18 protein-coding genes are annotated in these 16166 nt (G+C 71.2%); 8 read left to right on the top strand and 10 right to left on the bottom strand.

The window, feature by feature from the left end; genetic code table 11:
• Positions 1-59 precede the first annotated feature (59 nt).
• Positions 60-998 carry a carbohydrate kinase family protein gene (locus tag LNK82_RS27220; protein WP_230569849.1) on the bottom strand — a complete coding sequence of 313 codons (939 nt, stop codon included), beginning with the start codon at positions 996-998 and terminating at the stop codon, positions 60-62.
• On the bottom strand, positions 995-1591 hold the full coding sequence (locus tag LNK82_RS27215) for a TetR/AcrR family transcriptional regulator (protein ID WP_230569848.1): 597 nt from the start codon (positions 1589-1591) through the stop codon (positions 995-997). The genes LNK82_RS27220 and LNK82_RS27215 overlap by 4 nt, the downstream gene beginning before the upstream one ends.
• Positions 1592-1680: 89 nt before the next feature.
• On the opposite strand from LNK82_RS27215, the gene LNK82_RS27210 reads away from it, so the two are divergent.
• Complete coding sequence (locus LNK82_RS27210) at positions 1681-2820, top strand: acyl-CoA dehydrogenase family protein (protein WP_230569847.1); 1140 nt, start codon at positions 1681-1683, stop codon at positions 2818-2820.
• A 149-nt stretch (positions 2821-2969) separates the two neighbouring features.
• On the opposite strand, the gene LNK82_RS27205 is transcribed toward LNK82_RS27210, so the two are convergent.
• Both LNK82_RS27205 and LNK82_RS27200 read right to left on the bottom strand, forming a co-directional pair.
• A complete protein-coding gene (locus LNK82_RS27205; protein ID WP_230569846.1) occupies positions 2970-4166 on the bottom strand; it encodes an amidohydrolase in 1197 nt (398 codons plus the stop codon).
• 19 nt (positions 4167-4185) lie between these two features.
• Complete coding sequence (locus tag LNK82_RS27200; protein WP_230569845.1) at positions 4186-5058, bottom strand: aldose 1-epimerase family protein; 873 nt, start codon at positions 5056-5058, stop codon at positions 4186-4188.
• Positions 5059-5126: 68 nt separating this feature from the next.
• Between LNK82_RS27200 and LNK82_RS27195 the strand changes: the two genes are divergently transcribed.
• The 4 genes from LNK82_RS27195 to LNK82_RS27180 are packed head-to-tail and all read left to right on the top strand — an operon-like array spanning position 5127 to position 9003.
• Positions 5127-5681 carry a TetR/AcrR family transcriptional regulator gene (locus tag LNK82_RS27195; RefSeq protein ID WP_230569844.1) on the top strand — a complete coding sequence of 185 codons (555 nt, stop codon included), beginning with the start codon at positions 5127-5129 and terminating at the stop codon, positions 5679-5681.
• Positions 5678-6502, top strand: a complete 825-nt coding sequence (locus LNK82_RS27190) for an MBL fold metallo-hydrolase (RefSeq protein ID WP_230569843.1) — start codon at positions 5678-5680, stop codon at positions 6500-6502. Before LNK82_RS27195 ends, LNK82_RS27190 begins: the two co-directional genes overlap by 4 nt.
• 52 nt (positions 6503-6554) lie before the next feature.
• Positions 6555-6845: a YiaA/YiaB family inner membrane protein gene (locus LNK82_RS27185; RefSeq protein WP_230569842.1), complete on the top strand. Its 291-nt coding sequence runs from the start codon at positions 6555-6557 to the stop codon at positions 6843-6845.
• 34 nt (positions 6846-6879) lie between these two features.
• Positions 6880-9003 (top strand): hypothetical protein, encoded by a 2124-nt coding sequence (locus LNK82_RS27180; protein WP_230569841.1) that lies wholly within the window; start codon positions 6880-6882, stop codon positions 9001-9003.
• A 46-nt stretch (positions 9004-9049) separates the two neighbouring features.
• On the opposite strand, the gene LNK82_RS27175 is transcribed toward LNK82_RS27180, so the two are convergent.
• Entirely contained in the window at positions 9050-10432 is a 1383-nt protein-coding gene (locus tag LNK82_RS27175) for an APC family permease (RefSeq protein WP_230569840.1), read from the bottom strand.
• Positions 10433-10503: 71 nt separating this feature from the next.
• On the bottom strand, positions 10504-10737 hold the full coding sequence (locus tag LNK82_RS27170) for a hypothetical protein (protein WP_230569839.1): 234 nt from the start codon (positions 10735-10737) through the stop codon (positions 10504-10506).
• 96 nt (positions 10738-10833) lie between these two features.
• Between LNK82_RS27170 and LNK82_RS27165 the strand changes: the two genes are divergently transcribed.
• On the top strand, positions 10834-11673 hold the full coding sequence (locus LNK82_RS27165) for a helix-turn-helix domain-containing protein (RefSeq protein WP_230569838.1): 840 nt from the start codon (positions 10834-10836) through the stop codon (positions 11671-11673).
• Positions 11674-11685: 12 nt separating this feature from the next.
• The gene (locus LNK82_RS27160) at positions 11686-11847 is read left to right on the top strand and encodes a DUF397 domain-containing protein (RefSeq protein ID WP_230569837.1); all 162 of its coding nucleotides are present in this window, start codon (positions 11686-11688) and stop codon (positions 11845-11847) included.
• Here LNK82_RS27160 and LNK82_RS27155 read toward each other — a convergent pair.
• The 3 genes from LNK82_RS27155 to LNK82_RS27145 are packed head-to-tail and all read right to left on the bottom strand — an operon-like array spanning position 11841 to position 13320.
• Positions 11841-12155, bottom strand: a complete 315-nt coding sequence (locus LNK82_RS27155; protein WP_230569836.1) for a hypothetical protein — start codon at positions 12153-12155, stop codon at positions 11841-11843. The genes LNK82_RS27160 and LNK82_RS27155 overlap by 7 nt on opposite strands.
• A 12-nt stretch (positions 12156-12167) precedes the next feature.
• Entirely contained in the window at positions 12168-12350 is a 183-nt protein-coding gene (locus LNK82_RS27150) for a hypothetical protein (protein ID WP_230569835.1), read from the bottom strand.
• A 4-nt stretch (positions 12351-12354) separates the two neighbouring features.
• Positions 12355-13320: an NAD(P)-dependent alcohol dehydrogenase gene (locus tag LNK82_RS27145; RefSeq protein WP_230569834.1), complete on the bottom strand. Its 966-nt coding sequence runs from the start codon at positions 13318-13320 to the stop codon at positions 12355-12357.
• Positions 13321-13556: 236 nt separating this feature from the next.
• On the opposite strand from LNK82_RS27145, the gene LNK82_RS27140 reads away from it, so the two are divergent.
• On the top strand, positions 13557-14843 hold the full coding sequence (locus tag LNK82_RS27140; protein WP_230569833.1) for a cation:proton antiporter: 1287 nt from the start codon (positions 13557-13559) through the stop codon (positions 14841-14843).
• 14 nt (positions 14844-14857) lie between these two features.
• Here LNK82_RS27140 and LNK82_RS27135 read toward each other — a convergent pair whose 3' ends face one another.
• Positions 14858-16147, bottom strand: a complete 1290-nt coding sequence (locus LNK82_RS27135; protein ID WP_230569832.1) for an MFS transporter — start codon at positions 16145-16147, stop codon at positions 14858-14860.
• Positions 16148-16166: the final 19 nt, after the last annotated feature.

The raw sequence follows: 16166 nt of genomic DNA, 5'->3' as shown, positions 1-16166 counted from the left end.
GCGTGCATCCACCACGGTAGCCCTTCGGGGCTGTTTCTCCATCTCACGCGGGGTGAGAGCTAGGTCATCTCCAGCTCGCGTTTCAAGGGTGGCTCGGCGCCCGCCCTGGAGCACGTGATGGCCGCCGCGGCGCCCGCGTAGGCCAGCGCCCGGCCCCACCGCGCGGCGTCCAGACCACGGACAGCCTCGGTGGACAGCGCGTCGTGGGCGTGCAGCCAGGCGAGCAGCGCGCCCTGCACGGTGTCGCCCGCGCCGATGGTGTCGACCACGTCCACGGGCGTGGGTGGGACGCGGATCACGTCACCGGCGGCGGTCAGCACGGCCAGCCCGTCGCCACCGCGCGTGAGCACGACGGCGGCCGGTCCCGCACCCTGCCAGTCGCGCACGACCTCCAGCACGGCGTCCTCGGGCGCGTCCTCCGGCAGCTCGGCCAGCCACCGCGCGTCCTCCACGGACACCTTCAGCAGGCCGACGTGCGGCAGCCACGAGTCGTACCGGTCGCGGTAGGCCATCGGGTCGCGGATGAGGCCCGCGCGGATGTTCGGGTCGAGCACGGTCAGCGCGCCGCGCTCGGCCTCGCGCCACAGCACGCGCTCGTACGTGCTCGCGCCCGGCTCCAGCACCATCGACAGCGTGCCGAAGGACACCGCCCTCGTGCCGGCGGGCAGCGGGCCCGGATCGGTCACCTGGCGGTCCGCCGTGCCCTCGACGTAGAACGAGTAGCGCGCCGAGCCGTCGTCGGCGAGCCCCACCACGGCCAGCGTCGTCGGCTGGTCGCCGCGCTGGACCAGGTCGGTGCGCACGGTCGAGGCGTGCAGCCGCTCGATCAGCCGGTCGCCGAACAGGTCGGTCGACACCCGGGACAGGAAGCTCACCGGCGCTTCGAGGCGTCCGGCGGCCACGGCCACGTTGTACGGCCCGCCGCCCAGCCGCGGCGCGAGGGTGCCCTCGGGCGTGGGCACCAGGTCCACCAGCGCCTCACCTGCAACGACGATCACGACTGGCTCCGTTCTCTCCGCAACCCGTCCAGCAGCAGTTCACCCAGGGCGGTGAACGCCTCGGCGTCCGACACACCCGCGCGCCGGGGCAGCACACCGGTCTGGATGCCCTCGATGAGCAGCCCGGCCATCTCGGCGATCAGGGTCGCATGCACGTCGCGGAACACCCCGTCGCGGACGCCTTCCTGGATGAACTCGCGGATCCGCTCGGCGGCGGCGCGGGCGTTGCGCTCGTAGGTGCTGCGCGTGGGCGCGAACGCGGACACGTCCGTGATGAACTGGGCCGACGCCCGCCGCAGCTCCTCGGCCGCGCCCGCCAGGTACGTGCCGACGCGGGCGCGGACGTCCTTGACGTCGGCGATGCGCTGCTCGATCCGCTCGGCCGCGCCCTTGAAGTAGCGGCCGACCACCTTCACCGCGAGCTGCTCCTTGCTCGAGGCCAGCGCGTAGAGCGTGGACTTGGAGCAGTGCAGGCGGGCGGCGAGGTCGTCCAGCGTGAAGTGCGCGAAACCCTCGGCGAGCACGAGCGCTTCCAGCCTGACCAGCAGCTCCACCTGCCTGGGCGTCAACGGTCGGCGCGCGATCGAGGTCATGGGCGGCAACTCTGTCACAGTGCCTGGCTCCAGTACTGGAGTACGTCCTACAGTACTGTTGACAGTACCCCGTGATCCGGAGGTCGACGATGCCCGCCGAGCGCCTGCTGCCCACCACCGAGGCCGAGGACCTGCTGGCCCTGGTCCGCGAGATCGCGCGCGACGAGCTCGCGCCGCACGCCGCCGAGGCGGAGGAGCACTCGCGGTTCCCGCGCGAGGCGTTCCGGCTGCTCGGCAAGACCGGGTTGCTCGGGCTGCCGTACCCGGAGCGGTTCGGCGGGGGTGAGCAGCCGTACGAGGTCTACTTGCAGGCGTTGGAGGAAGTCGCGTCGGCGTGGATGTCGGTCGCGGTCGGGCTGTCGGTGCACGTCATGTCCAGCTACGCGTTGGCGACGTTCGGGGACGACGCGCAGAAGTCGCGCTGGCTGCCGGACGTGGTGGCCGGCGACCAGCTGGGCGGGTACGCGTTGTCCGAGGCGCACGCCGGGTCCGACGCCGCCGCCATCTCCACCCGTGCCGTCCGCTCCGACGACCACTACACCGTGAACGGGACGAAGGCGTGGATCACGCACGCGGGCGTCGCCGACTTCTACACGTTGATGGCGCGCACGTCCGACGACGGCGGCAAGGGCGTGAGCTGCTTCTTCGCGCCCGGCCACGTCGAAGGTCTGGTTGCCGCCAAGCCGGAGCGCAAGATGGGCCTGACCGGCTCGATCACGGCGCAGCTGTCGTTCGACGGCGTCCGCCTGGAGGCCGACCGCCTGATCGGGGCCGAGGGCGACGGCCTGAAGATCGCACTGTCCGCTTTGGACTCCGGCCGGCTCGGGATCGCCGCGTGCGGCGTCGGTCTGGCGCAGGCGGCGTTGGACGAGGCCGTGGCGTACGCCAAGCAGCGCACGCAGTTCGGCCGCGCGATCATCGACTTCCAGGGCTTGGAGTTCCTGCTGGCCGACATGGCCGCCGCGGTCGAATCAGCCCGTGCCACCTACCTGGACGCGGCCCGCCGCCGTGACCGCGGCCTCCCGTTCCGCCGCCAGGCCGCGATCGCGAAACTGGTCTGCACCGACACCGCGATGAAGGTGACGACGGACGCCGTGCAGGTGCTGGGCGGCGCCGGCTACACCCGCGACTTCCCGGTGGAGCGCTACATGCGCGAGGCCAAGGTGCTCCAGATCTTCGAGGGCACCAACCAGATCCAACGCCTGGTCATCGGCCGCTCCCTCCGCTGACCCGAGAGTCCTGCGTTCAAGCCGCGAGAGTCCTACGTTCAGAGCACCTGAATTCAACGCTCAGCCCTCACACCGTTAGGCGTGAGCGTTGAACTCGGGGGTCGTGAACGTAGGACTCTCGCGCGGTGAACGTAGGACTCTCGCGGGGGTCAGGGTTCGCGGTAGAAGGGGTTGGTGACGATTTCCTCGCCGTTCTCGTAGCGGTAGACCTCGCGGCCCTCCACGTAGACCTTCAGGGCTCGGCTCATCACGTCCAGCGGGTCGCCCGACCAGATCACGACGTCGCCGTCCAGGCCCGGCCGCAGCGAACCGACGCGGTCGTCCAGGCCCATGATCCGGGCCGGGTTCACGGTGATCGACTCCAGACCCACGCGCGGGTCCAGGCCTTCCTTCACGGCCAACGTCACCTGGTGCACGAGGAAGTGGATCGGCACGACCGGGTGGTCCGTGGTGATCGCGATCTGCACGCCCGCGCGCGCCAGGATCCCCGGGTTGCGCAACGAGCGGTTGCGGACCTCGACCTTCGAGCGGGACGTGAACAGCGGCCCGATGATCACCGGGATCCCGCGCTCCGCCAGCACGTCCGCGATCAGGTGGCCCTCGGTGCCGTGGTTGACGATGAGCCGGTAGCCGAACTCCTCCGCCAGCCGCAACGCCGTCGCGATGTCGTCCGCGCGGTGGCAGTGCTGGCACCACGGCAGCTCACCCGACAGCACGCGCGCCAGCACCTCGGACGTGGTGTTCCGCTCGAACGCGCCGTCCTCGGCGGAATCCCGCTTGGCCACGTAGTCCTGCGCCTTGGTGAACGCGTCGCGGATCACCGCCGCCACACCCTGACGCGTCGACGGCAGCTTCTTCTGCTCCCCGTACACCCGCTTCGGGTTCTCCCCCAACGCGCTCTTCACGCTGACGGGGTTGCGCACCAGCATCTCGTCGGCCGTGCGACCCCAGCACTTCACCGCCACGGTCTGGCCGCCGATCACGTTGCCCGAACCCGGCTTGACCACCGCGGTCGTGACGCCGCCGGCCAGGGCGTCGGCGAAGCCCTGGTCGGCGGCGTTGATCGCGTCCAACGCGCGCAGCCGGGCGCCGTTGGGGTCGGTCATCTCGTTGGTGTCCTGCCCGGCCCAGCCCTCGCCCTCCTCGTGCACGCCGAGGTGGCCGTGCGCCTCCACGAAGCCGGGCAGCACCCAACCGCCCGCCGCGTCGACGACCGGGACGCCGTCCGGCACCTCGACGTCGGCGCCGACCGCGACGATCTTCCCGTCCTGGACCAGGACCGTGCCGCCGTCGATCGGCTCTCCGGCGACCGGGACGACGTACCCACCCGTGATGGCGACGTTCATAGTTAGCGACGCTAACGGCCTACGACAACGGGCGCAAACCCCACCGCCCGGCCCATGAGTCGCCCGGCTCCAGCCACAGCAGGTCGATCCCGCTGTTCAACGCGTCCGGCGGGCACGTCATCGGCTCGATCGCCACCGCGCGACCACGGCCGGGGAAGTTGTCCGGCGTGTAGACCTGCACCCACTTGAAGTCCGGGTCCGCCCACACCTCGACCCCGCCGGCCGGCCCCTTCAGCACGTGCCGCACCAGCCCGTCCACCGGCTCGCACCCGCCGAACGCGGTGTCCAGCCGCACGCCCTCCAGCAGCCGCGCCACGCGGAAGTCGTAGTCGCCCTCCACGGGCACGGCCGGGCCGTTCGGGATCATGGTCTGCGGATCCACCGGCAGCACGGTCGTGGCGGCCAGCGACAGCGAGGTCTCGTCGGTCAGGGACGCGCCGGCCCGCGGGTACGGGTGCGTGCCCACCCCGAACGGGGTCCGCTTGTCACCCACGTTGGTGACGCCGTGCGAGACGGTCAGGCCGTTGTCGTCGAGCGCGTAGGTGATGGTGGTGCGCAGCTCGACCGGCCAGCCGAGGCCGGCGACCGGCGTCTCCAGCGAGATCAGCGACCCGGTGTGCTCCACCGTGCCCCAGATCGCGCGGCGCACCAGCCCGTGGATGGCGTTGCCCCGCGCGGGCTCGCCGATCTCGAGCCGCTGCTCCTCGCCGTCGAGCACCCATCTGCCACCGGCCACGCGATTGGGCCACGGCACCAGCACCGCGCCGCTGCCCATGGGCGGTTCGTCGTCGTACGTCTCCACGTACGGCACGCCGCCGACCTCGTAGGACTTGAGTCCCGCACCCTCGGGTGCGATGACGGCGCGTGCCGCGCCGTGGGCGATCTCCAGCATGGGTCAGGAGCGTATCCGAGCCACTCTCCCCTTGACGTAGTTACTAGACCGGTCTCTATAGTAAAACCATGCCGAGACGGACCGACACCCGAGAGCGCGTGGTGCGCACCGCCGCCGACCTCTTCCGGGCGCAGGGCTACCACGCGACGGGGATCAACCAGGTGCTCGCCGAGGGCGGCGCGCCCAAGGGCTCCCTCTACTTCCACTTCCCGGGCGGCAAGGAGCAGTTGGCGGTCGAGGCGGTGACGTTGGCGGGCAACGACTTGTGCGACGCGCTCGCCGCCGTGCTGGCCGCCGAGACCGACCCCTCGAAAGCGCTTCCCCGGGCCTTGGAGCTGCTCAGCCAGGACCTGCTGGCTTCGGACTTCCGCAACGGCTGCCCCGTCGCGACGGTGGCGCTGGACGCGGCGTCGGACAGCGAGCCGATCCGCGTCGCCTGCGAGGACGTCTACGCGTCGTGGCAGCGGCTCATCGCCGCGCACGTGGGCGACGACGACCTCGCGACGGTCGTGCTGGCCGCCATCGAGGGCGCGCTCCTGCTCGCCCGCACCCGCCGTTCGCTGGACCCCCTGCACGCCGTCGCCGCCCGCCTGGGCGCACTCCTGGGAAGGCCGAAACCGTGAAGGCGCACCACCTGAACTGCGGCACCATGCGACCGTTCGGCGGAAAGCTGGTGACCGGCGCGGGCTCCTACTTCGACACGACCGAGCTCGTCTGCCACGTGCTGCTCCTGGAGACCGACGACGGCCTGGTGCTCGTCGACAGTGGTCTCGGCGTCGACGACGTGCGGCGGCCGGGCGAGACGTTGGCGCGCCGGTTCCTGGTGATGAGCCGACCCGTGCTGGAGGAGTCCGAAACCGCGCTGCGCCAGGTGGAAGCGCTCGGGTTCGCCGCTTCGGACGTGCGCGACGTCGTGCTGACGCACCTGGACCTCGACCACGGCGGCGGCCTGCGCGACTTCCCGCACGCGCGGGTGCACGTCGCCGCGGAGGAGCTGGCCGCGGCGACGCGCCCGGGCAAGTCGGGCAACGACCGGCTGCGCTACCCGGACAACCAGTGGGCGCACGGGCCGAAGTGGACGCCGCACGAGGCGACCGGCGAGACGTGGTTCGGCTTCGACGGCGTGCGCGAGGTCCGGCCGGACGTGCTGCTGGTGCCGTTGTTCGGGCACACGCACGGCCACACGGGCGTGGCGGTCCGCGTCGGCGACCGGTGGCTGCTGCACGCGGGCGACTCGTACTTCTTCCACGGCGAGATGGAGCCGCGTCGGCAGTGCCCACCCGCGTTGAGGTACATGCAGAAGCGGATGCAGGTGCTGCCGGAGCTGCGCGTGGCCAACCAGGAGCGGTTGCGGGAGCTGGTGCGCGACCACGGCGACTCGGTCGACGTCTTCAGCGCCCACGACCCCACCGAGCTGCGCCGCCACCGGAAAGTCCGCGCGTGATTGAGTAGCGGTACTCATGACACCGACGCGGGTCGGCGGGGACGCTTCGGCCATGACCGCGAAACCGCACTCGCCGACCACCAACGCCTTCTACGCGCAGGCGGTGATCTCCTTCGCCATCTCGCTGGCCGCCGTCGGGCTCGGCGTCGCCTACCTGCCGGTGAACGGCTGGGTGCGCGCCTTCCTGGCGCTCGGCCTGCTGTTCACCGTCACGTCGGCGTTCACCCTGGCCAAGTGCATCCGCGACCGGCAGGAGGAGACCTACGTGGTGAGCCGGGTCGACCAGGCGCGGCTGGAGAAGCTGCTCGCCGAGCACGACCCCTACCGGGTGGAGGCGGCCTGACCGCCTACGCTGCACCGCTCATGGGAGCAGACCGATGACCGCCGCCGCGCTCGACGGCGTGGACGACGTCGACTGGGCGTCCCTCGACCACGCGTACGGCTCGGCGGAGGACGTGCCGCGGACGTTGCGCGCGGCGGTCGGCGAGGACGACGCGGTGGCCGGCGACGCGTTCGAGCACCTGTTCGGCAGCATCTACCACCAGGGCACGCTGTACTCGGCGACGCCGCGGGCGGTGCCGTTCGTCGCCCGGCTCGCCGCCGACCCGGCCACACCGCGGCGCGGGAGCCTGGTGCACCTGCTCGGCGCGATCGCCGAGACCGGGGACGCCCCGCCGGACGTGCTGGCGGACGTGAGCGCGGCGTTGGGGCGGGAGACGGGGCGGTTGCTGCCCTTGCTGGAGGACCCGGACGTCGAGGTCCGGCACGTCGCCACGTACCTGCTGGGCAACCTCCCGCCCGCCGCCGAGGTGGTGGCGGCGTTGAGGGCGCGGCGCGAGCGCGAGCGGTCGCCGCGGGTGGTGGCGGGCCTGCTGGCCGCGGCCGGTCGGCAGGCGCCGGCGGAGAGCGCCGAGTGGCTGGTCGGTGAGCTGGCGCCGGCCCGTCCGGCCGCCGTCCGGGCCGGTGCGCTGTGGGCGATCGCCGACGCCGGGCTGCCGTGGCCGGAGGCGGCGACGGGCGCGGTGGTCGACTGCTGGCTCGACGGCGAGCCGGTGAAGGACTGGGTGTGGTCGGGGTACCCGTTCGCGGACGTCGTGGCGCGGATCGACGACGCGCCGTTCGCCGAGCTGTGCCGGACGTTGTTCGAGCGCGGGTCGGCCGATGCCGCGCGCCGGGCCGTCGACGCCGTCTACGAGCGGTGCGTGGGGTCGCGGGCGGCACGTGCGCAGAGCGCGCCCCTGCTCGCCGCCGCGGTCGACCACCCCGACCCGGGCGTCCGGGTGTCGGCCGCGACCGGGGTGCGCGACGTGCCGGTCGCCGCTCCCCTGGCCGCCGAGTCGCTGGCGGCGATCGTCGCCGAGCCCGTGCCGACCGATGTGGACTCGCCCGAGGGACACCTGTTCAGGTTGAGCTTGGACGTCTTGATCACGCTCGGCGACCCGCGCTGGCGTTCGCCGTTCACCGCGGCGCTCGCGGCGGGGGCGGTGACGCACGACGTCGTAGAGCTGCTCATCGACACCGGTGTGGCCTGCGATCCCGTGCTGCTGGACGCGGTGCGGCGGCGGTTGGCGGCGTTGCCGACCCAGTGGCAGCCGTCGTCGGACTACGCCGCCGTGCTCGGCCGGATGCGGTGGCACAACGAGGTGAACACCCTGACCAGGCTGCTGCACCGGTGGGGCGCGGACGCGGCCGACGCCGTGCCGGAGCTGGTCGCGCTCGTCCCGCACGACCAGTGGTGGGCGGTCCGCGCGCTGGCCGCGATGGGTCCGGCGGCGTCGGCGGCCGTGCCCGTGCTGACGGCGGTCCGCGACGACGCGGCGGCGTCCTGGCGGCACCGGCTCGACTGCGCCTCGGCCCTCGCCGCCGTCACCGACGACCTCGACCACGTGCGCTCCTGCGTGGCCGAAGCCACCGCCGGCTCACCCGTTCCGGCCGCGCAGACCGCCTTGCGCCACGGTCTCCCGCTGGACGACCTGCTGCCCGCGCTCCGCGCCATCGCCACCACCGCCGCCGGCGACGACCCGGCCACCATCCGGCTGCGGATCGAGGCGGCACGGCTGATGCTGAGCGCCGGCGACACCACCGCCCCGCTCGCCGCCGTCACCGACGCGCTCGACAGCGCCCGGCACGTGGCGGACGCGGCCGAGCTGGCGGGCCTGATCGGACCACCGGCCGCCACCCTCGTGCCACGGCTGCGCGAACTGCTCGCCGACCGCCACGACACCCACTCCGCCGCCCTGGCGATCCGCCGCGTGACGGGCGAGGCCCAGCCCCTCGTCGACGCCGTCCAGCAGCGGCTGGCGTGGGTCGGCCCCGGCGCCTGGCTGGTCGAGTCGCTGCGGGAACTGGGCCCCGACGCCGCCCCGCTGCTGCCCGGCCTGCGCGCGTTGGCCGAGGGCGACGCCGCGCTGCCGGGCGGCGGCATCCACGGCCGCCGGGTCCGCCAGGACGACGAGGACCGCGAACGACTCCTGGCCGTGCTGGCGGAACTCGACGCCTGACCGCCCGTGCGGACGGTGGTGGGGGCGTCCCACCACCGTCGACGGGTCACTTGGACAGCTTCTCCGGGTCGAACGTGACCTTGCCGTGCACCAGGCGGTTGATGAGCCAGAGGACGACGCCGGCCGCGAGCAGGTACAGCGCGATCTCGTAGTCAGCCGACGCGCGGCCCGACAGCGGGCTCGCCAGGTACGCGCACGTGATCGCGCCGAGCACCGGCACCCACGTCGGCGCCCGGAAGTGCTCGTGGTCGACCTTCTCCTTGCGCAGCACCAGCACCGCGATGTTGACGATGGTGAAGACGACCAGCAGCAGCAACGCCGTCGTGCCGCCGAGCTTGGCGATGTCCGTGGTCGACACCAGGATGATCGCGACACCCGACGTGAAGACGATCGAGATCCACGGCGTGCGGCGGAACGGGTGGACCGTGCCGAACACCTTCGGGATGATCCGCTCGTTCGCCATGCCGTAGACCAACCGGCTGGCCATCAGCATGTTGATCAGCGCCGAGTTGATGACCGCGAACAGGCCGATCAGCGCGAAGATCCACAGCGGGAAGCCCGGCGCGCCGACCTGCACGACCCGCAGCAGCGCCGAGGAACCGGCCTTCGACAGCTCGTCGGCGGGGATGAGCAGCGACGACGTGATCGCGACCAGCACGTAGATGATCGCCGCGACCACCATGCCCCACAGCATCGCGCGCGGGAAGATGCGGGTCGGGTTCTGCGTCTCCTCGGCCATGTTCACCGAGTCCTCGAACCCGACCATCGCGAAGAACGCCAACGCGGTGGCGGACGTGATCGCGACGAGCGCGCTCTGGTCGGGCGCCGGGTCGACCTGGGTCAGCCGGCTCGGGTCGCCGTCGCCCGCCAGCACCGCGTAGAGGCCGATGGCGATGATGATCACCAGGCCGGACAGCTCGATGCAGGTCAGGACGACGTTCGCCTTGACCGACTCCGAGACGCCCCGGAAGTTGATCAGCGCCAGGCCGATGATGAACAGGATCGCGACCAGCGTCGCCGACACGGTGAACGTGTCGGAGAAGAACTCCTTGATGACGGACTGGAGGTACGTGCGGCCGAACGCGAGCGCGGCGGACGACGCCGACGTGATGCCCGAGCTCATCACCGCGAACGCCACCATGAAGGTGAGGAACTGGATCTTGAACGCGCGGTTGGTGTACAGCGCCGCGCCGGCCGCCTTGGGGTACTTGCCGACGAGTTCGAGGTAGCTGAACGCGGTCAGGAACGCCACCACGAACGCGATCAGGAAGGGCAGCCACAGCGCGCCGCCGATCTTGCCCGCGACGTTGCCCGTGAGGGCGTAGATGCCGGTGCCGAGGATGTCACCGACCACGAAGAACAGCAGCAACTTCGGGCCGATGGCCCGTTTCAGTTCCGGTTGCGCCGGTGCGCTCGTCGCTTCCGCCATGCCGAGTGAGTGTGCCGGATCACACTGGGACGGGATAGTCGAATCGGCACACCTTGGGCAAGTCTTGATGTTCAGCCTCGCGCGGCGGCCCTCAGGTCGGCTTCGGCCTGCGCGATGGCCTCGTCCAGCGCCTCCCGGAACGCCGCGATCTGCGCCGCTTCCAGGCGGACCCCGTCCACCCCTGACGGCAGGAACACGTCGATCCCCCCGTCGTGGACCTCCAGCGTCATCACGTCCTCCTGCTCGGAGTAGCACCGCAACAACCACTCGCGCTTCGGCAACGTCACCTTGATGATCGGCTCCATGCGCATCAGATTCGCAGCGCTTCTTCTCAATTCGCAATTACACGATCGAGTGAGCACCGTTGCAACCAAATCCGCAGCGCCCCTAAGTTCGCCGCCATGGCACGCCGCGCCGGAACGTCGGTCCGCTCCCGCCGACTCGCGTACATCCTCAAGAAGCTCCGCAGCGCCGCGGGCATCAGCACCGATGCCGTCGGCGAGGCCGTGGGCATGTCCGGGAGCAAGATCAGCCGGATCGAGACCTCCGGGATGGGAATCTACCTGGACGACTTGGAGAAGCTGCTCGACTACTACAAGGTCGCGCGCAAGCAACGGGTCGAACTCCTCGACCTCGCCCGGCACGCCGAACAACGCGGCCTGCTGCGCATGAACAACCAGAACCTTCCCGAAGACTGGCAGACCTGGGCCGATTTCGAGGATGAGGCCAGCTCCCTCCTGTTCTACGAACCTCTCGTCATCCCCGGTCTGCTCCAGACCCCGGAATATGCCCGGTCGATCATCAAGGCCACCGGCCACGGCCTGACCAACCCCCAGGTGGATGCCTTGGTCGCGAGTCGGATGGCGCGCCAAGGGTTGCTCAGCCGCAACCCACCGCTCAAGCTGAGCGTGATCATCGAACAGGGCGTCCTGGAGCGTCCGTTCCACGATCAAGGGGCACAGCGCCGCCAGATCCGTCATCTCGTCGACGCCGGCGAACGCCCCGACATCACGGTGCGGGTCGTGCCGACCGACGCGGAGTTGCACGGCGGGCTCAGCGGGCCGTTCGTGATCCTGAGGTACGACGAGGACCCGAGCCTGGTGTTGCTGGAGAACAAGGTCGCGAGCCTGTTCATCGACGAGGACGACCGGATCGAGGTGTTCGAGGCGACCTGGGCCGCGCTCCGGCGTTTGGCCTACACCCCGGAGGAGACGCTGGATTACTTGAAGGGCCTCGCGTGACACGATGAAGACATGACCCTGTGGCGGAAGAGTTCCCGCAGCGCCAGCACCGCGAACTGCGTGGAGGTGGCGCACCTCCCGGCACGGGTGGTGGCGGCGCGTGACTCGAAGAACCCCGCGCCCACCATCACCTTCCCCGCCTCCTCATGGGCGCGGTTCCTGCGGGCTCAGTAGTCCTCCCACAGGTCGTAGTCCGAGCTGTTCGGGCCGGCGGTGTCGTCCACGCCGATGGCGGCCAGGTCCGCCGACGTGAACGTCGCGCCGGCCCGGTCGCCCAGGAAGACCTCCATCAACGTCTCCATGACGTCGAGGTGGGCGTCACGCGACTGGTCGTTGCACGCGGTGATCCGGTTCAGCGCGTCGTGGACTTGCTGCTCCACCCCGGCCTGGGCGAGTTGCTTGAGGATCAACCCGGCTTCCCCGAACCCCTCGCCCGGTCCGGTGATCTTGACGTACGACGACGCCGTGGTCCGGAACAGCATGAACAGCGCCTTCTACTCGGCGACGCCCTCGAAGTCGAGCGTGAGGCCGAACAGCATCTGCAAGCCCTCCAGCACCCGCTGCCGGTGCTCGCGCAGAGCCGTGTTGTACGCCTGGCTGTAGTAGTAACCGCGCTTGGCGTCCGGGTGGGCGTCGAGGAACGCCTGCACGAACGCCCGGCGGTCGTAGGTGATCACCCGCCTAGTCCACCACGCTGATCACGACGTTGCCCCGCTTGTGCCCCGAATCCACGTACCGGTGGGCCTCGGCGATGCGCTCCAGCGGGTAGGTCCGGTCCACGACGACGCGCAGCCGGTCGTCCTCCAGCATGTCCTTCACGACCAGCAACCCGGCGTTCTTGCGCACCGACATGCCGAACACGACCTTCTTGCCGCCGCGCGCCGACGTCCACAACCCCAACGGCACGTTGCCGAGACCGGTGGTCGGCACGTACTTCCCGCCGGCCCGCAACGCCCGCCGCGACCGCGCGAACGAGCTCTTGCCGACCGTGTCGAACACGACGTCGTAAGCGTCCACGTCGGCCGTGAAGTCGCGTTTCGTGTAGTCGATGACCTCGTCGGCCCCGAGGGACCTCACCAGCTCGACGTTGCCCGGCCCGCAGACCCCCACGACCTCCGCCCCGAACAGCTTCGCCAGCTGCACCGCGTACGTGCCGATGCTGCCGGACGCGCCGTTGACCAGCACCCGCTGCCCCGCGCGCACGCCGACCTTGTCGCGCAGGAAGAACAACGCCGTCGTGGCCCCGTCCACGGCGGCGGCGGCCTCGGCGAACGTCCGGCCGACCGGCTTGAGCGCCAGGGACCCGTCGGCCGGCATCCGCACGTACTCCGCGTGCCCGCCCGCGCCGAAGCCGGTGAACCCGAAGACCTCGTCACCCGGCGCGAACCGCCGCACGTCCGCACCGACCGCCGTGACGACCCCGGCGACCTCCATCCCCAGGGTCCGCAGCTTCCGGCGCGGTCGGCGCAGCCCGATGACGACGCGTCCCCACAGCGGCTCGCCGCGACGCATCGCGCACTCCGCCGACGTCACCGTCGTCGCGTGCACCTTGATCAGCACTTCGTCCTCGCCGGGAACGGGGACGGCCGACTCGACGACCCGGACCACGTCCGGCGGGCCGAACCTGGCGTGCACGGCTGCTCTCATGCCGGGGGACGCTAACGTGGGGGAACTGAAGACCCTCTCAGTGTTCCCGCAGGTCAGGGGCATCACCTAGGGATGTCCCCCGAGGCTGTGGACGCAGGCGCGACGGCGCACCCGAGCAGCGCGAGGGGTTGGCGCCCCCCGATCCGGGTAACTGGCTGAGTACCCGATCCGCTCGACCGGGGCACACGCTCGACCACGAACCGACGAGAGGAACTCGGCCGTTGGGTGCGACTGCCGTGGCCTACGCCAGTGTCGGTGTCGCGACCCTCTTGGCCGCGGTGCTGCCGCGGGTCCTGGGACGGGCGCCCGTCTCCATGCCGATGGTCTTCCTGGCCGCCGGCGCCGTCGCGTTCACGGTCATCGACCCGCTGCCCGACCCCGATCCGACCGAGCACGGCACGCTCACCCTCCACCTGACCGAGCTGTGCGTGATCATCTCGCTGATGGGCGCGGGCCTCGCGCTGAACCGGCCGGTCGGCCTGCGTCGCTGGTCGACGACCTGGCGGCTGCTCGGCATCACCATGCCCCTGTCGATGCTGGCCGTCGGCGCGCTGGGGTGGGGCGCGCTCGGCCTGGGCCTGGCCTCGTCGGTGCTGCTCGCGGCGGTGCTGGCGCCCACCGACCCGGTGCTCGCCGGCGAGGTGCAGGTCGCCGAACCCGCGGAGAACCCCGACGACCCGGGTGAGGAGGAGGACGAGGCGCGGTTCGCGCTGACGTCCGAGGCCGGGCTGAACGACGGGCTGGCGTTCCCGTTCACCTACGCCGCCGTGGCCATCAGCGTCGTCGGCGCGGCGCCGGACGCCTGGCTGCCGCAGTGGTTCGCCGTGGACCTGCTGTGGCGATTGGCGTGCGGGCTGCTCGTCGGGCTGCTCACCGGGTGGGCGTTGCGCAAGCTGTTCTTCGCCGCGCCGTCGAAGGACTTCCGGCTGGCGGAGCACGCGGAGGGCTTCGTCGCGCTCGCCGCCACGTTCCTGGCCTACGGCCTCACCGAACTGGCCGAGGGGTACGGCTTCGTCGCGGTCTTCGTCTGCGCCTGCACGATCAGGGCGGGCGAGCGGTCCCACGGCTACCACCGCGTCCTGCACCAGTACGTCGAGCAGGTCGAGCGGATGCTCACCGTGCTGATCATCTTCCTGCTCGGCGGCGCGGCGGTCACCGGTCTGCTGGCCGGCACCGGGTGGCGGGAGGTGCTGGTGGCGCTGGTCTTCCTGCTGGTCGTGCGACCGGCGGCCGGCCTGATCGGGCTGGCGCGGGGCAAGACGGGTCCCCGTGAGCGGGCCGTCATCTCGTTCTTCGGGGTGCGGGGCGTCGGATCGCTCTTCTACGTCGCCTACGCGCTGCAGGCCGGGGACTTCGCCGACCAGGACGCGATCTGGCGGGTTGTCGGCCTGGTGGTGATCGGCTCCATCGTCCTGCACGGCATCACGGCGACCCCGGCCATACTGCTGCTGGACCGCCTGAGGGAGCGCGCGGCGAGGGTCCGGCACGGTGACCCGGGCCAGGCTCCGCGAACCCCCGTCTGACCGCGGTCAGCGGTTCACTTGGCGGTGTCCCCGGAAGCGACCTCCCCGGAAGCGACCTCCGCGGGAGCGAACCGGTACCGCCTGATCGCCGGAATGGCCAACACCGCCACCCCGGTCGCGACCACCACCAGAACACCACCCAACGCCGTCGCGCTCCCAGCACCGATCACCGCACCCGTGGTCCCGTGCAACAAGTCCGCCAACCGGGGACCACCAGCCACCACCACGATGAACACCCCCTGCATCCGCCCGCGCATCTCGTCCGTCGCCGCCGACTGCAGGATCGCGCTGCGGAACACCATGCTGATCATGTCCGCCGCGCCGCCGATCGCCAGGAACACCACCGCCAGCCACAGCGCGTTCGACAGCCCGAACCCGATCATCGCCACGCCCCACGCCACCACCGCGAGCACGACACCCATCCCGTGCCGCGTCACGCGCGACGTCCAGCCGGACGTGAGGCCGCACAGCATCGCGCCCAGCGGGATGGCCGCGAACAGCAGCCCGAGCGCCAACCCACCGCCCACCGGGTCGCCGAACGTCTGCTCCGCCATCTCCGGGAACAACGCCCGCGGCATGCCGAACACCATCGCGATGATGTCCAGCAGGAAGCTCGCCAGCAGAATCCTCTGCACCGCCAGGTACCGGAACCCGTCGACCACGTCCCGCAGCCCGGCGCGCCGCGACGTGCCGCTCAACGGCGGCAGCGGCGGCAGCTTCCAGACCGCCCAGATCGTCAGCGTCAACGCGATGGAGTCGACCAGGTACAACGTCGACAGGCCCACGACCGGCATCAACGCGCCCGCCAGCATCGGCCCGAACACGCCGCCGAACATCATCACCGTCGACCCGAGCGCGGTCGCGGCCGGGATCTGGTCCGCGGGCACGAGCCGGGCGATCGAGGCGGTCCGGGCGGGCGCGTTCACCGCGAAGAACACCTGTTGCAGCCCGAGCAGGCCGATCACCAGCCACACCGAGTCCACGTGCAGCGCGGCCTGCGCCCAGAGCAGCACGGACGTCACCGCGATACCCGTGTTCGTGACGACGAGCAGCTTGCGCCGGTCCACCACGTCCGCGATCGCACCGCCGTACAGCCCGAAGACCAACAACGGCACCAGGGCCACACCGGCCGCCACACCCACCCAGCCCGACGACCCGGTGAGGTCGTACACCTGCTTGGGCACCGCCACCGCGGTCAACTGGCTGCCGACAGCCGTGACGACGGTCGAGAGCCACAACCGCCGGAACGCCACGACCTTCAGCGGTCGGGTGTCGATGGCGATCTTCCCCAGCACTCTCCGCACGGTCGTTAGCGTACGGCAA

It is taken from the genome of Saccharothrix luteola, assembly GCF_020859565.1.
Taxonomy (GTDB): Bacteria; Actinomycetota; Actinomycetes; order Mycobacteriales; family Pseudonocardiaceae; genus Actinosynnema; species Actinosynnema luteola.
The sequence above is the reverse complement of the archived record's forward strand: the minus strand, read 5'-3'. Positions and strand labels throughout refer to the sequence as shown.

Bases quoted from the DNA above. Each gene is read 5' to 3' on its own strand.
- LNK82_RS27210 (WP_230569847.1), top strand. From the start codon at position 1,681: ATGCCCGCCGAGCGCCTGCTGCCCACCACCGAGGCCGAGGACCTGCTG.
- LNK82_RS27185 (WP_230569842.1), top strand. From the start codon at position 6,555: ATGACCGCGAAACCGCACTCGCCGACCACCAACGCCTTCTACGCGCAG.
- LNK82_RS27195 (WP_230569844.1), top strand. From the start codon at position 5,127: ATGCCGAGACGGACCGACACCCGAGAGCGCGTGGTGCGCACCGCCGCC.
- LNK82_RS27170 (WP_230569839.1), bottom strand. From the start codon at position 10,737: ATGGAGCCGATCATCAAGGTGACGTTGCCGAAGCGCGAGTGGTTGTTG.
- LNK82_RS27200 (WP_230569845.1), bottom strand. From the start codon at position 5,058: ATGCTGGAGATCGCCCACGGCGCGGCACGCGCCGTCATCGCACCCGAG.
- LNK82_RS27215 (WP_230569848.1), bottom strand. From the start codon at position 1,591: ATGACCTCGATCGCGCGCCGACCGTTGACGCCCAGGCAGGTGGAGCTG.
- LNK82_RS27175 (WP_230569840.1), bottom strand. From the start codon at position 10,432: ATGGCGGAAGCGACGAGCGCACCGGCGCAACCGGAACTGAAACGGGCC.
- LNK82_RS27160 (WP_230569837.1), top strand. From the start codon at position 11,686: ATGACCCTGTGGCGGAAGAGTTCCCGCAGCGCCAGCACCGCGAACTGC.
- LNK82_RS27165 (WP_230569838.1), top strand. From the start codon at position 10,834: ATGGCACGCCGCGCCGGAACGTCGGTCCGCTCCCGCCGACTCGCGTAC.
- LNK82_RS27205 (WP_230569846.1), bottom strand. From the start codon at position 4,166: ATGAACGTCGCCATCACGGGTGGGTACGTCGTCCCGGTCGCCGGAGAG.
- LNK82_RS27155 (WP_230569836.1), bottom strand. From the start codon at position 12,155: ATGCTGTTCCGGACCACGGCGTCGTCGTACGTCAAGATCACCGGACCG.
- LNK82_RS27180 (WP_230569841.1), top strand. From the start codon at position 6,880: ATGACCGCCGCCGCGCTCGACGGCGTGGACGACGTCGACTGGGCGTCC.
- LNK82_RS27145 (WP_230569834.1), bottom strand. From the start codon at position 13,320: ATGAGAGCAGCCGTGCACGCCAGGTTCGGCCCGCCGGACGTGGTCCGG.